General features: G+C 63.3%; 12 protein-coding genes. 4 read left to right on the plus strand and 8 right to left on the minus strand.

The window, feature by feature from the left end:
• Positions 1–166: 166 nt before the first annotated feature.
• A complete protein-coding gene (locus P3T40_RS32160; RefSeq protein WP_429271755.1) occupies positions 167–985 on the minus strand; it encodes a carbon-nitrogen hydrolase family protein in 819 nt (272 codons plus the stop codon).
• Between the two features lie 132 nt (positions 986–1117).
• Between P3T40_RS32160 and P3T40_RS32165 the strand changes: the two genes are divergently transcribed.
• Positions 1118–1975 carry a response regulator transcription factor gene (locus tag P3T40_RS32165; RefSeq protein WP_429271756.1) on the plus strand — a complete coding sequence of 286 codons (858 nt, stop codon included), beginning with the start codon at positions 1118–1120 and terminating at the stop codon, positions 1973–1975.
• A 41-nt stretch (positions 1976–2016) separates the two neighbouring features.
• Here P3T40_RS32165 and P3T40_RS32170 read toward each other — a convergent pair whose 3' ends face one another.
• The 4 genes from P3T40_RS32170 to P3T40_RS32185 all read right to left on the minus strand — a co-directional run bounded on the left by P3T40_RS32170 (position 2017) and on the right by P3T40_RS32185 (position 5217).
• The gene (locus tag P3T40_RS32170) at positions 2017–2748 is read right to left on the minus strand and encodes a DUF899 domain-containing protein (RefSeq protein WP_429271757.1); all 732 of its coding nucleotides are present in this window, start codon (positions 2746–2748) and stop codon (positions 2017–2019) included.
• Between the two features lie 99 nt (positions 2749–2847).
• Positions 2848–3276, minus strand: a complete 429-nt coding sequence (locus P3T40_RS32175; protein ID WP_429271758.1) for an SRPBCC family protein — start codon at positions 3274–3276, stop codon at positions 2848–2850.
• Positions 3183–3608 (minus strand): ArsR/SmtB family transcription factor, encoded by a 426-nt coding sequence (locus P3T40_RS32180; protein ID WP_429271759.1) that lies wholly within the window; start codon positions 3606–3608, stop codon positions 3183–3185. The genes P3T40_RS32175 and P3T40_RS32180 overlap by 94 nt, the downstream gene beginning before the upstream one ends.
• 226 nt (positions 3609–3834) lie before the next feature.
• Positions 3835–5217 (minus strand): NCS2 family permease, encoded by a 1383-nt coding sequence (locus tag P3T40_RS32185; RefSeq protein ID WP_429271760.1) that lies wholly within the window; start codon positions 5215–5217, stop codon positions 3835–3837.
• 588 nt (positions 5218–5805) lie between these two features.
• Between P3T40_RS32185 and P3T40_RS32190 the strand changes: the two genes are divergently transcribed.
• Together P3T40_RS32190 and P3T40_RS32195 are read left to right on the plus strand one after the other, a co-directional pair.
• The gene (locus P3T40_RS32190) at positions 5806–6795 is read left to right on the plus strand and encodes a PRC-barrel domain-containing protein (RefSeq protein WP_429271761.1); all 990 of its coding nucleotides are present in this window, start codon (positions 5806–5808) and stop codon (positions 6793–6795) included.
• Positions 6792–8036 (plus strand): MFS transporter, encoded by a 1245-nt coding sequence (locus P3T40_RS32195; RefSeq protein WP_429271762.1) that lies wholly within the window; start codon positions 6792–6794, stop codon positions 8034–8036. Before P3T40_RS32190 ends, P3T40_RS32195 begins: the two co-directional genes overlap by 4 nt.
• 83 nt (positions 8037–8119) lie before the next feature.
• Here P3T40_RS32195 and P3T40_RS32200 read toward each other — a convergent pair whose 3' ends face one another.
• Both P3T40_RS32200 and P3T40_RS32205 read right to left on the minus strand, forming a co-directional pair.
• Positions 8120–9574, minus strand: coding sequence for an MFS transporter (locus tag P3T40_RS32200; protein ID WP_429271763.1), 1455 nt, complete (start codon positions 9572–9574; stop codon positions 8120–8122).
• A 59-nt stretch (positions 9575–9633) separates the two neighbouring features.
• The gene (locus P3T40_RS32205; protein ID WP_429271764.1) at positions 9634–10806 is read right to left on the minus strand and encodes a M20 aminoacylase family protein; all 1173 of its coding nucleotides are present in this window, start codon (positions 10804–10806) and stop codon (positions 9634–9636) included.
• 127 nt (positions 10807–10933) lie between these two features.
• Between P3T40_RS32205 and P3T40_RS32210 the strand changes: the two genes are divergently transcribed.
• A complete protein-coding gene (locus P3T40_RS32210) occupies positions 10934–11884 on the plus strand; it encodes a LysR substrate-binding domain-containing protein (protein ID WP_429271765.1) in 951 nt (316 codons plus the stop codon).
• A gap of 19 nt (positions 11885–11903) precedes the next feature.
• Here the strand turns inward: P3T40_RS32210 and P3T40_RS32215 are convergent, their stop codons facing one another.
• Positions 11904–12797 (minus strand): LysR family transcriptional regulator ArgP, encoded by an 894-nt coding sequence (locus P3T40_RS32215; RefSeq protein WP_429271766.1) that lies wholly within the window; start codon positions 12795–12797, stop codon positions 11904–11906.
• Positions 12798–12877 lie beyond the last annotated feature (80 nt).

A 12877-nucleotide genomic window follows, 5' to 3' on the forward strand; every position in this document is an offset into this window, starting at 1 on the left:
CGGCCAGCCTGGCCAGACGAACGGGCGGTATTGCGAGTAATTGGGTGTGATACGGACGTGCCGCATCACCCGGTTTGTAAAACAGGTTTTGTGCTGCAACTTCAGGCATTAAGCCGCCCGGTCTGACGAGAGCGGCGTATGAAAGCGCCGGTTCAGCGCCTGCGTGCTAACCGATCACGCGGACCCGCTGGCCATTTGCTCCGTCAATCGTCTTGAGATCAAGCGCGACGCGCGCGTCGTGCAGATAGCGATAATGTTCACGCGCCCCCTCCAGCCGCGCTGGATCGAGCGTCGCTTGCAGCACCGTCTGCGCGGAACCTGCTTCGCATACAACGTCGCCGAACGGATCGATCAGCGCCGATTCGCCGGAGAAAACCAGGTTGTCGTCACCTGTGCCGGTGCGGTTGACGAGCGCGGCAAACATCTGGTTTTCCATTGCCCGCGCCACGATAGCGCGGCGATGCACCGGGCCGAACGGATCCATATTGCCGTTGGTCACGATCAGCAGGTCGGCGCCGAGCGAGGCAACTGCCCGCGCGGTCTCCGGGAATTCAATGTCGTAGCAGATCAGCAGACCGACGGTCATGCCCTTGAAGCTGCATACTTCGTAGCGGTCGCCCGGTTCGAACACGCCGACGTCCGACGCCCACAGATGCGTCTTGCGATAGCGCAGCGCCAGCTCACCCCGCTCGTCGATCAGCACCGTTGTGTTGTAGAAGCGGCTGCCGTCGCGCTCGGCAAGACCCACCGCGACGGCCACACGCGCTGCCCGCGCGGCGTTGCGCACGCGCGTCAGGGCGGCGCCGTCGAGCGGCTGCGCGACATCGGCCACCGTGTCGCGGGTCGGAAAGCCTGATAGGGTCGTCTCGGGAAAAACAATCAGATCCGTACCGGCTTCGCGCTTTGCGATCACGTCGAGCACGCGTTGCACGTTGGGGTCGGTCGCGCCATCCTGAATCGGGATCTGCGCCAGTTCGAGCTGCATGTATGTCTCCTTGCCTGGTCCGCTTCGTTTGCACCGGTTGATTCTTTCAGCCGCTTGCAAAGCTTGGGGCTATTATCACCAGACATATTTATCGGGAAATCACCCGGCTGGGTTACCCTCAACGGAGCAGGTATGGAACTCGAATGGCGCGACCTCGCCTTTCACCGGGAAATTGGCGCGGTCATCGAGGCGCTCGACAACACGCAGTTCTGGACCCGGCTCACCCGTGCACTGGATCGCTACGTGGCGTTCGATAACTGGGTGGCGCTGCGTTTCACGCCAGACGAGGCGCCGCTCGTCTGCGCCGAATCGCCGACGCCCGACGGCACCGTCGACGTCATGTTCCAGGACTATCTCGCGGCGCTCTATCAGCTCGACCCGTTTTATATCGACGCATGCGAGCGGCCTGCATCGGGCTTCGTCACGCTCGCCGACGTGGCGCCCGACAACTTCACGATGACCTCGTACTACCAGCGCTACTTCAGGAAGAACATTGTCGGCGACGAGGTGCACTTCAACTACATGATCGATGCGCGGCACACGCTAGCGTTTTCGCTGGGCGCGACGCACCGCTATGGCGAGCGCGATCTCGCTGTGCTGGCGCTCTGCGCGCCGTGGGTGATTGCGCTGATGCGCCAGCGGCTGCCGCATGAGACGTTCGAGGCGGCCGACGCGCCGGGCAGCGGTGACGTAGGTGAGGTGAACGAAGGAAGTGCCGCGAGTTCCGCACCCACCGTTGACGCACCGACCTGCACGGAGCGCTTTGCGCAAGTGGCACAGGCTGGTGGACACACGCCACTCTCGGCGCGAGAAGTGGAGGTGGCGATGCTGACCTTGAGCGGCTTCTCGACACGGGCGATTGCCGAAAAGCTCTCAATCTCGTTCGAAACCGTGCGTGCTCACAAGAAGCACATCTATACGAAGCTCAACATCAATTCACAGTCCGAACTGTTTGCGCTGTTTTATGAAGCGGGACATCGCGGGGCGTAATGTCTGCGCGAGCGCCCCGCTCTATCCCCTCTATCCGCCCTTCACGAGCCGCACGCCGGGCAAGCTTGAGGCGCGTCCTCGTAGCGGTCGTGATGCTTCACCCATTCGCCGAGGTTCCTGACTTCGTTGCGGCCTTTCGGGGCGATGTCCAGGTGCGTGTAAGTACCGATAAACGGCTCGCCGCCACGCGCGTAGCTCGAATAGGTGTGGAAAATATCGCCGGCCTCGTCTTTATAGAACACGCTATGACCGGGCGCCTCGTCGCCTGAGATGTCCTGCTCCTCGAAGTTGTAGAACCCCCTGCCACGCGCGATCTCCTCCGGGGTAAACGACACGTGGTAGTCGAAGTTGAAATCGCTGTCATGGGACGACACCCAGCGAAACCGCCAGCCCATACGCTTTTTAAACACCTCGATCTTCTCGAGCGGCGCACGCGAAACGGCCATGTACGAGACGTCGTGATGCTCGAGGTGCGGCAGCAGACCGTCGACACTGTCCGACAGGAACGAGCAGCCGGGGCAGCCCTCCTTCCACTCCGGGCCCAGCATGAAGTGGTAGACGATCAACTGGCTGCGTCCGTCGAATAGCTCGGCGAGCGTCTTGCGGCCTTGCGGCGTATCGAACGTATAGGTCTTGTCGAGCTTGACCCACGGTAGCGCCAGACGCTTGCGGTTGAGTTCGTCGCGCGCATGCGTGAAGGCCTTTTCGTCCGCCAGCAACGCGCGGCGCGCGGCCAGCCATTCTTCTCTTGAGACAGTGCTATGCGGTTCCATCTGCATCTCCTTCCTCACACAAAACGCCGGGCCGCCCCAAGTTTTTGTGACCCCCTCGGGGGGCCTGGCGCGAAGCGGCAGGTTTGGGGGCATTAGTACTCAGGCAAAGTAACGTTCGAGCCCATCGAGCCCGGACGTCCAGCCGGATGCGTGCTTGTCGCGCGCATCTTCGTCAGCAAACTGTTCATGCGTCAACGTCAGCAGCGTGCCGTCGCCGTCCGGTCTTAATGCGACCGTGACGAGTGACTCGCGTTCGGGTGCCGAGCGCCAGGTCCACGTGAATACCAGCTTCGCGTCCGGTATCACTTCCAGATAGCGGCCGCTGACGGCGTGCTCTGCCCCATCCGCCCCACGCATGACGAGCTGAAAACGACCCTCGACCCGTGGCTCCACTTCGGCGTGCAGCATCTCGGTGCCGCTTGGGTGCATCCACTTCAGGATTTGCGCCGGTTCCGTCCAGGCGCGGAAGACTTTCGCGGGCGAGGCGTTGAGACGGCGCTGGAGTGTGAGACTGGGTTTGGCGGACATGACTCTTCCTCTTCGACAAAGGCGGCAAGACGATCGAGTTGTTCGGTCCAGAAGCGCTGATAGCGGTTGAGCCACTGCATCGCTTCCTCCATCGGCCCGGCGGACAGGCGGCACGCCACCGTGCGGCCGGTTTTGGTGCGCGTAATGAGGCCGGCCTCGGACAGCACATCGAGATGCTTCATCACCGCCGGCAACGACATCTCGAACGGCTGGGCGAGTTCGCTTACCGAGAGATCGTGCTGGTCGGAAAGGCGCGCAAGGAGCGCGCGTCGCGTAGGGTCGGCGAGCGCCGCAAATGTGCGATCGAGAAGGGTTTCTGAAAACTTAACCATGAGGTTAAGTGTAGTCGCACGAAGAGGGATGTCAAGGAAGAGATGTATGGGCTAACGGAGGGACCTGCCAGGGAAGCCACGCAAAAAAGATACGCGGCGCATCACAGGTCAAAAGACTGCAACACGCCGCGTCAAGGGTGGAGAAACAATCGACTTCATACGCGAGCGGACCAAGACCCAGCCCACCCGCGCATTACAGCAACCGCGACAACCACATCAGCCGAAATCAGATCGCCCAGCCGCCGAGATAGAACGCGGCCAGCACGATGGCAATCGCCACCGTCCCAACGTTCAGCTTGCGATACTCGCCGCTCACGATGCGGCCGATCACCAGCGTGCTGAAGCCGAGCATGATGCCCGTCACGATGTTGGCGGTCAGCACGATGAACACCGCGCACACCAGACCCGACATCGCGTCGACCATGTCGTCCATATTCAGCTTGCTCACGCTCGAGAGCATCAGCAGGCCGACGTACATCAACGCCGGAGCCGTCGCATAGGAAGGCACGAGGCCCGCGAGCGGCGAGAAGAACATCACCACGAGGAACAGCAGACCGACCACGGCCGCCGCCATGCCCGTCTTCGCACCCGCCGCGACGCCGACCGTCGATTCAATGTACGCAGCAGCTGGCGCACCACCGAGGAAGCCCGAGAAAATCGAGCTCAGCGAGTCAGCCGTCAGCGCGCGGCCGCCGTTGATGATGCGGCCGTTAGCGTCGAGTTGACCGGCCTGCCCTGCGACGGCGCGGATCGTGCCGGTCGCGTCGAACACGGCCGTCATCACGAGGGCCAGCACGCTAGGCAGCACCGCCAGCGACAAGGCACCCTTGATGTCCATGGCGCCGATCAGCGACGCATGGCCCGGCGCGCTCAGCGACGGCAATGCAAACACACCGTGATACGACACGGCCGGATCGATCAGGAGTCCGATGGCCGAGATCGCGACGATCACGATCAGGATCGAACCCGGCACGCGACGGCGCACCAGACCGAAGATCGCAGCCAACCCGACCACCGACATCAGCGCCGGCAGCGCCGTGATATTGCCGAGCGAAACCGGCAGGCCAGCGCCCGGATTCTTGACCACGAGGCCGACGTCATTTGCCGCGATCAGCAGCAGGAACAGGCCAATGCCGATCCCCGTGCCGTGCGCCACGCCCGACGGCAGGTTGCGCAGGATCCACGAGCGCACGCCCGTCACCGAAATGCCGGTGAAGACGATCCCCATCAGGAACACGGCGCCGAGCGCAACCGTCGGATGCAGGCCCTTGCCAAGTACGAGGCCAAAGGCGGTGAAGGCAGTGAGCGAGATCGCGCAGCCGATCGCGATTGGCAGCTTGGCCCAGACGCCCATCAGCAGCGAGCCGAAGGCGGTGGTCAGGCACACGGCCACAAAGACCGCGCTGGTGTCGAAGCCTGCCTTGCCGAACATGCCCGGCACGACGAAGACTGAATAGACCATCGCCAGAAACGTGGTGACGCCGGCGATGATTTCCTGACGCTGCGAACTGCCGCGCGAGGAGATTTCGAAGTACCGGTCGAGAAAGCCCTTTGAATCGAAGGTTTCGACGCCGACTTCAGAAATCGGCTGGGCGGTGGGTTCCATCATGATGAGTGCCTCCTTTATCAGCATGCTGAAACAGCCGGGGCACCGGCTGTCATCAGGTTCGTCTCGTTGCGTTTATGTAATGTGGTGGGCAAGGTTTGAACGTTCGTCCAGACGGACAGTCTGTGTTTCAGGCCGGTCCGCTTTCGTCCGAAGATTCCCGACATCCCTTACAATCGGGCACCTACGTGTCGGGTTGAAACCTGTGGGGCACAACCCGCGTCAGCACCGTTCGTCAGTTGCTGTCCCGAAATGTAGGCGAATACAAATATGTCTCCCATCGCATGAATGGCATGCCGGTCATGTCGCGATGCTTATATCGTTTAAGGCACGGTCGCATGCGGGTTCAGGCCGCGTGTTTACACCTACCGTCTGTCACGCGCCTTTCGCACGCGTGCTGTTCGTCTGAACGCGCTCCGCGAACCTGCTCACGCCGCACAAGGTCCCCTGGTCTGCTGTTTTCGTGCTTATCCGGGCCGGAACGCAGCGCGCCGCGGGTTAAACTCTGACGCATACGCCGTTTCAATTGCAGCAGCCGCGGGTGCGGCAAGCCAATCGCACCCTCCGCTCTCGCCCATGGAGTCCTTCTTGATGAGTGGCGGTTTTCTACGTCCAGCTTGCCGTTATCCGATCCTTCTCGTCCTTGCGGCTATGGCCCTGTCGGGTTGCAGTTTGTTGCGCGGACCGCAGCAGGCGCCGATCACCGAGGCCGTGCCGGTCCTCGTCTCGCCCGACGGCTCCACGCTTGTAGCCGGACCGCCTGAGACGACTGTGCAGACGGAAACCACCAAACCCGAAGCGCCGCCGAAACCCAAACGCCCGCCTGCGCCGCCCCGCAAGCCCGAGGAACCGCCTCCGCCGCCCGCGCCGCCGCCACCGCCGCCGCCCGCGCCTGCGCCGCTCATCGTGACGCGGCTGATTGACCGCAACCAGGCCCACGGGCTGCTCGACGCCGAAGTGCAGAAGCCCGACGGCAAAGTGGTGGGACGCGCCGTCGATCTCGTGACCGACGCGAGCGGCAAGCCGATCGAAATGGTCGTCAACCTGCAGGGCTTCCTTGGGGTCGGCGACCGCAAGGTCAACTTCCCGTGGAACGTGTTTCGCTTCGCGCCGAACGCCAAAGCGGCCACCATCACGCTCAATCTGGCGCCTGGCCAGGTGCCGCCCGCCGACCGCTCGAAAGCGGCAGCGGCGGCAGCCGGCACCGCGACGGCCACGCGCTTGCCGCTGCTCGATGCCACCGTCGAGCGGCCTAACGGCGGCAAAGTAGGCCGGGTGGTCGACGTGCTGATTGACAGCAATGCGCAGCCGCAAGCCGTGGTACTCGACGTCAGCAGCGGCATGGTGAGCACCGACCGGCGCACGATTGCCGCGAACTGGTCGGCCTTGCACTTCGGCACTAAAGACAAGGCGCTCTATCCGCTGCTGGATCTCAGTGACGCGGCGATCGCCGCTTCGCCCGCATACGACTCCGGCCAGCCAATCCGCGCCGTGTCGCCAGCGCCACCCGCGCCCCCGCCCGCCCCCACCGCGGCTGCGTCATCTACAGCGGCGGCTTCGACCGCACGGGCGGCTCGATGACAGGCCGGCTTATGGTTAATGCACGCAGCCTGCGCGCGCTCGACTGGATGAACTTCTTCGTCGCCAACGTGCAGACTGGCTTCGGGCCGTTCATCGCGTCCTACCTGGCGTCGCACAAATGGACCCAGGGCGAGATCGGCATGGCGCTATCCGTCGGCACGATCAGCGCGATGGTGAGCCAGGTGCCCGCAGGCGCTGCCGTCGACGCCATGCGCAACAAGAAAGGCGCCGCGGCCTGGGCGATCTTCGCGATCATCCTCTCCGCGGTGCTGCTCGCCAGCAGCCCGACCGTGCTGCCTGTGATCGCCGCCGAGGTTTTCCACGGCTTTGCCAGTTGCATGCTGGTGCCGGCGATGGCGGCCATCTCGTTCGCGCTGGTGGGACGTCAGAACCTCGGCGACCGGCTTGGGCGCAATGCACGCTGGGCGTCGATCGGCAGCGCGATCGCGGCCGGGTTGATGGGGTTGTTCGGCGAGTACTTCTCGTCGCGCGCCGTGTTCTGGCTGACCGCTGCACTCGCCATGCCCGCGCTGATCGCGCTAAGCATGGTGCAGAACACCGGCACGCTTGAGCCGCTGCCTCAGGCCAAGCCCACCCCGGATGAGAGCGAAAAACGCGAAAGCCTGCGCGAGCTGCTGCGCGACAAGCGCATGCTGATCTTTGCTGCCTGTATCGTGCTGTTCCACCTGTCGAACGCCGCGATGCTGAACCTGGCTGCCGGTGAAGTGACGGCCGGCATGGGCGATAACGTGCAGCTCGTGATTGCGGCCTGCATCATCGTGCCGCAAGCGATCGTGGCAATGATGTCGCCGTGGGTGGGACGCTCCGCGCAACGCTGGGGGCGCCGCCCTATCCTGCTGTTCGGCTTTTCCGCGTTGCCGCTTCGCGCGCTGCTGTTTGCCGGGATCAGCAGCCCTTATCTGCTGGTGCCGGTGCAGATGCTCGACGGGTTGAGCGCCGCGGTGTTCGGGGTCATGCTGCCGCTGATCGCCGCGGATGTGGCCGGCGGCAAGGGGCGCTACAACCTGTGTATTGGTCTGTTCGGTCTTGCGGCCGGGATCGGCGCGACCTTGAGTACGGCGGCGGCGGGATTTATTGCGGATCGCTTTAGCAATACGGTTAGCTTCTTCGGTCTCGCGGCGGCAGGCGCGCTGGCTGTGCTGCTGGTGTGGGCGGCGATGCCGGAGACGCGCGAGAGTGAGACTGTGCCGCAGGCGGAGGGGGTGCCGGAGGCGAGGTAGTTTCTTGGAATCAGGTCGATTGGTAGCGAAAGGCCGGTGTTGCGTGAGCGACACCGGCCTTTTCTTTGTGCGCGCGCTAACTTCTAATCAATCGGCCGCCCCGCCGTTTCGCGCATGAACGGCAGCGGCAGCAACGACACCACCCCGCAACCGATCAGATACCAGGCCGGCGCCAGCGTACTGCCCGTCAACTGGATCAGCCACGTCGCGAAGAATTGCGCGAAGCCGCCGAAGATCGACACACCGAGGCAATACACGATCGACATCCCGGTCGCACGCATCTCGCGCGGAAACATCTCCGGCAACATCACGATGTTCGGCACGGCAGTAAAAGTCACCAGCACCGCAAGCACGGCGACGACCGCCAGCAACACGGGGACCGTAGGCGAGGCATTGATCAGCATGAACGCCGGATACACGGCGGCGATCAACAGCACCCGCGAGATCCACAGTACGCGCTTGCGGCCCACGCGGTCCGACAGCGCGCCGGCGAACGGCGACAGGATCACGGTGACGAATGCTGCGGTCCATGAGGCCCACAGCGCGAGCGACATCGGCAGATGCATGATGCGGATCGCGTATGTCGAGAGATAGAACAGCACGATGTAGTTCGCCGCCGTGCCGCCGATGGTCGTCACGACGCCCGTAGCGATCACGCCGAGGTGGCCGCGAAAAATCTCGCGCACCGGCTGCGTGTGCACTGCGACGGACGATGCAGCGCCCGTGCGGTCCGCGCCGCGTGAGTGACCTGTGTCGTCCTCCGTATCGCTTTTACTCTGCACCGCAACAGGCAGCGTTTCGTCCAGATGACGGCGAATATAGACGCCGATCGGACCCATGGCCATGCCGATTACGAACGGTACACGCCACCCCCAGCTTTCCAGCGCAGGCGTCGACAGGCTTGCCGCCAACGCGACCCCAAGCAACGACCCGCAGACGGTATTCAAGCCTTGGCTCACGAACTGCCAGCTGCCGTAGAAACCGCGCGTTTTGTCACTGCCGTATTCCATCAGCAGCGAAGTGGAGGCGCCGATCTCGCCACCCAACGCAAAGCCTTGAATCAGCCGCGCGAGAATGACCAGCAGCGGCGCCGCCACGCCAATTGCCGCATACGTGGGCGCGAAGGCGATGATTGCCGAGCCGAGCGTCATCATCCACAGCGTGAGACTCATCGCCGCCTTGCGGCCGGCGCGGTCCGCATAGGCGCCGAGAATGACGCCGCCGACCGGTCGCATGATAAAGCCCACGCCGAACGTTCCGGCGGCCAGCATCAGTTGCGCGAGTTGCCCTTCGACCGGGAAATAAAGTTTGCCGATGATCGTGGCGAAGAAGCTGTAGATGGTGAAATCGAAGAACTCGAGGCCGTTGCCCAGCGTGATCGCGGCGATGGCTTTTGCATGGCCCACGCGTCCGTGGGACCGCGCCGTTGCGGGCACATCGCCGGGCAGTCCACGACCGGCCGATGTGTCATACGTCAGGCCGTCGTGAGTCAGTTCTTGCGCATTGGATTGCGGGTGCGGTGCGGCGGAATAGTCCATGTGGGGTCTCCTCCCAGGTGTCCTGCTGCTGCGTGGGTAGCTTGCTGCTCGATCAAACCTCAAGCAAGAAACGACTCGGTCAATCGCACCCAATACGCCGCACCGGTGGCGAGGCAATCGTCATTGAAGTCATAGCCGGGGTTGTGCACCATGCAGCCGCCCTCGCCGTCGCCATTGCCGATGATCAGATAGCTGCCCGCGCAACGTTCGAGCAGGAAAGCGAAGTCCTCGCTGCCCGTAAGCGGCTGCATATTGGGAATCAGGCCAGCCTCGCCGAGCCAATCGAGCGCCACCTGCTGCGCAAAGTCCGTCATGGCGGCATCGTTGACGAGCACCGGGTAACGGCGCTGATAATCCACTTCGGCGCGTGCGCCATACACAGCTGCCTGCGCCTGCACGACCTCGGTGATGCGCGTTTGCAGATAGTCGCGAACCTCGGGCTTGAGCGCGCGCACCGACAAACGCATTTCCGCGCTTTCGGGAATCACGTTCGGCGCTTCACCGGCGTGAATTGCGCCGACAGTGACGATCGCCATGTCGAGCGGGGCGATGTTGCGCGAGACGATGGTCTGCAACGCAAGCACGATCTGCGCACAGACAACCACCGGATCGACCGCCTTGTGCGGCACTGCGCCATGGCCGCCGCGCCCGGTCACCTTGACGATCACCGTATCCGACGACGCCATGAACGAGCCTGGCAGAAAGCCGAATTTGCCGGTTGGATGGCCGGGCATGTTGTGCATGGCGAACACTGCATCGCACGGGAACGCATCGAACAGGCCGTCTTCGAGCATTTTCTTCGCGCCGGCCTGGCCCTCTTCAGCCGGCTGGAAAATCAGATTCAGTGTGCCGTCGAAGGACTTAGTGCGGGCCAGATGCTTGGCCGCCGCGAGCAGCATCGCGGTATGGCCGTCGTGACCGCACGCGTGCATCTTGCCGGGGAGCGTGCTGGCATACGGCAGGCCGGTCTGTTCGTGGATCGGCAAGGCGTCCATGTCCGCGCGCAAGCCGAGGCGCTTCGTGCCGTTGCCCACTTTCAACTGGCCGATCACACCGGTTTTCCCGAGCCCGCGTGTCACCGTGTAGCCCCATTCCTGCAGACGCTCGGCCACGAGGTCGGCGGTGGCGAATTCTTCGTACGCCAGTTCCGGGTGGGCGTGGATACGGTGGCGCAGAGCGATCATTTCGTCTTCGAGATCGGCGATGCCCGCCGGGATGGCCATGGTGTTCACGTAGCTGTCTCCGTCTGTGAATCAGTGAATGCGTGAGGCCAGCATAGCCATCGTGATTTTTGACGGGCAGGCGTAGAATCGTCACGACGGCAACCACAGGTTGCCACCCCCTCCCTGTTTAGATCCGATGAAACTCCATCAGCTCAATACCTTGGCGGCGATCGCGGATACCGGCAGTATCCGGGCGGCAGCGCGTACGATGGGCCTCTCGCCCGCTGCCGTGACCAAGGCGGTGCGCGAACTGGAGGCCGATCTGCAGGCGCCGCTCGTGATCCGCAGCGCGAGCGGTGTCGCGTTTACCGAGTTCGGCCGCGCGCTCGTGGTCCACGCGCGGCTGGTGCTCGGGCAACTGCAAAGGGCCGAGGCGGAAATCGAATCAATGCGCGGGGCGGCAGCGGGGAAATTGTCGATCGGCGTCACGCCATGGATCGCGCTGACGTTTTTGCCGCAGACGGTGCAGCGCTTCCGTCAGCGCATGCCCGAGGTACAGCTGGAGTTTTTTGAAGGGCTGCTGGGTGTCGTGCAACCGCGCCTGCGCGACGGCAGCCTGGACTTTTCGATTGGACGGCCGCCGCCCGCTTCGCCGCAATCGGAGTTTCATAACGTCCCGCTGTTTTCCACGCATTCGGCCGTGGTCGCACGGCGCGATCATCCGAAGGCCGGGTGCCGGACCTTGCTGGAACTCGAGGACGCCGAGTGGGTGCTCAACTGGGACCCGGCGAGCCGCGAGTCGATTGCGGACAATCTCTTTCGACAACGCGGCATGAAGGTGCCGCATACGATTCACCTCGCGCACTCGCTGGCGATCGTGCTGGGCTTGCTCGCGCATACGGACATGCTGAGCATCTTTCCGTGGCCGCTGGTTGAAGTCAGCAGTGCGAAGGAGAATCTGTGGGCACTGCCGCTGCGCGAGACGGTGGATGAGACCATCGTCAGTATTACGTCACGGCGTGGTGCGCCGACGAGCCCTGCTGCGGCGTGCTTTCTTGAGTGCCTGCGGGAAGTGATCGATGAGGGGGCGCGCTCGAAAGATCCGGAGCAGCGCAGGTTGTTTCATTCGATTGAGTTGCTGCTGTAGGTTCGCAACGCATCGCCCCTCAATCCAGAAGCTCCGCCGCCCGCTTCCTCAACTCGATACCGAAGTCATCGAGCCACCCAATCGACAACCGCCAGCTCTGCCAGTAAAGATCCACGTCGATCGGCTTCCCCGGCGCCATATCCACCAGTTCACCGCTCTCGAGATGCGGCGTGATCATCCGTTCCGGACACAGGCCCCACCCCATCCCCGTGACGCAGGCCCGTAAAAAACCCGCGACATGCGGAATCCAATGCAACGGCGGATCAACCTCCGCTCGCGTAATCCGCCGCATAAAACGCTTCTGCAACTGATCCTTCGGATTGAAGTCGACACACGGCGTATTCCGCAACGACTCGCGCGTCACGCCCTCGGAAAAGTAACGCTCATAAAACCCCGGCGCGCACACCGCCAGATAACGCATCCGACCGAGCCGAACCGAGCGGCAGCCCTGCACCGGCTCGGCCTGCGTGGTGACCGCGCCCTGCACGCTGCCGTCGCGGATCCGCTGCGCGGTGTGGTCCTGATCGTCGATCACGAGATCAAGCAGCATCTCCCGCTCGACACAAAAGCCGGCGACCGCATCGATAAACCACGTGCCCACGCTGTCATCGTTGACCGCCACGCGCAAGGTCGGCCACGACTCGACCAGCGCCCCCGGCAACGCAGGCAAGCGGCCAGTCAGCTCCGATTCGAGCAACTGCACCCGCTCCGTATGCCGGCATAGCAGCGCGCCGGACGTGGTCGCCACACATGGCTGCCCCCGTTTAACAAGCACGCTGCCCACCCGCTCCTCCAGCAGCTTCACGCGCTGCGACACCGCGGACGGCGTCACATTCAGCTCGCTCGCCGCGCGATCGAACGATCCGTGGCGCACTACTGCAGCAAGCGCATCCAGCAAAGCGTAGTCCAGCATTAGCGTTCCTTAATCGGCATTAAGTGAATTAGCTTCTCTTACGAGACGCAAAACCGCAGACTAGCGCTAATTCGTCTCAA

The sequence above is a fragment of the Paraburkholderia sp. EB58 genome (assembly GCF_050436665.1).
In the GTDB taxonomy this organism is placed as follows: Bacteria; Pseudomonadota; Gammaproteobacteria; order Burkholderiales; family Burkholderiaceae; genus Paraburkholderia.

Bases quoted from the DNA above. Each gene is read 5' to 3' on its own strand.
- P3T40_RS32160 (WP_429271755.1), bottom strand. From the start codon at position 985: ATGCAGCTCGAACTGGCGCAGATCCCGATTCAGGATGGCGCGACCGAC.
- P3T40_RS32165 (WP_429271756.1), top strand. From the start codon at position 1,118: ATGGAACTCGAATGGCGCGACCTCGCCTTTCACCGGGAAATTGGCGCG.
- P3T40_RS32170 (WP_429271757.1), bottom strand. From the start codon at position 2,748: ATGGAACCGCATAGCACTGTCTCAAGAGAAGAATGGCTGGCCGCGCGC.
- P3T40_RS32175 (WP_429271758.1), bottom strand. From the start codon at position 3,276: ATGTCCGCCAAACCCAGTCTCACACTCCAGCGCCGTCTCAACGCCTCG.
- P3T40_RS32180 (WP_429271759.1), bottom strand. From the start codon at position 3,608: ATGGTTAAGTTTTCAGAAACCCTTCTCGATCGCACATTTGCGGCGCTC.
- P3T40_RS32185 (WP_429271760.1), bottom strand. From the start codon at position 5,217: ATGATGGAACCCACCGCCCAGCCGATTTCTGAAGTCGGCGTCGAAACC.
- P3T40_RS32190 (WP_429271761.1), top strand. From the start codon at position 5,806: ATGAGTGGCGGTTTTCTACGTCCAGCTTGCCGTTATCCGATCCTTCTC.
- P3T40_RS32195 (WP_429271762.1), top strand. From the start codon at position 6,792: ATGACAGGCCGGCTTATGGTTAATGCACGCAGCCTGCGCGCGCTCGAC.
- P3T40_RS32200 (WP_429271763.1), bottom strand. From the start codon at position 9,574: ATGGACTATTCCGCCGCACCGCACCCGCAATCCAATGCGCAAGAACTG.
- P3T40_RS32210 (WP_429271765.1), top strand. From the start codon at position 10,934: ATGAAACTCCATCAGCTCAATACCTTGGCGGCGATCGCGGATACCGGC.
- P3T40_RS32215 (WP_429271766.1), bottom strand. From the start codon at position 12,797: ATGCTGGACTACGCTTTGCTGGATGCGCTTGCTGCAGTAGTGCGCCAC.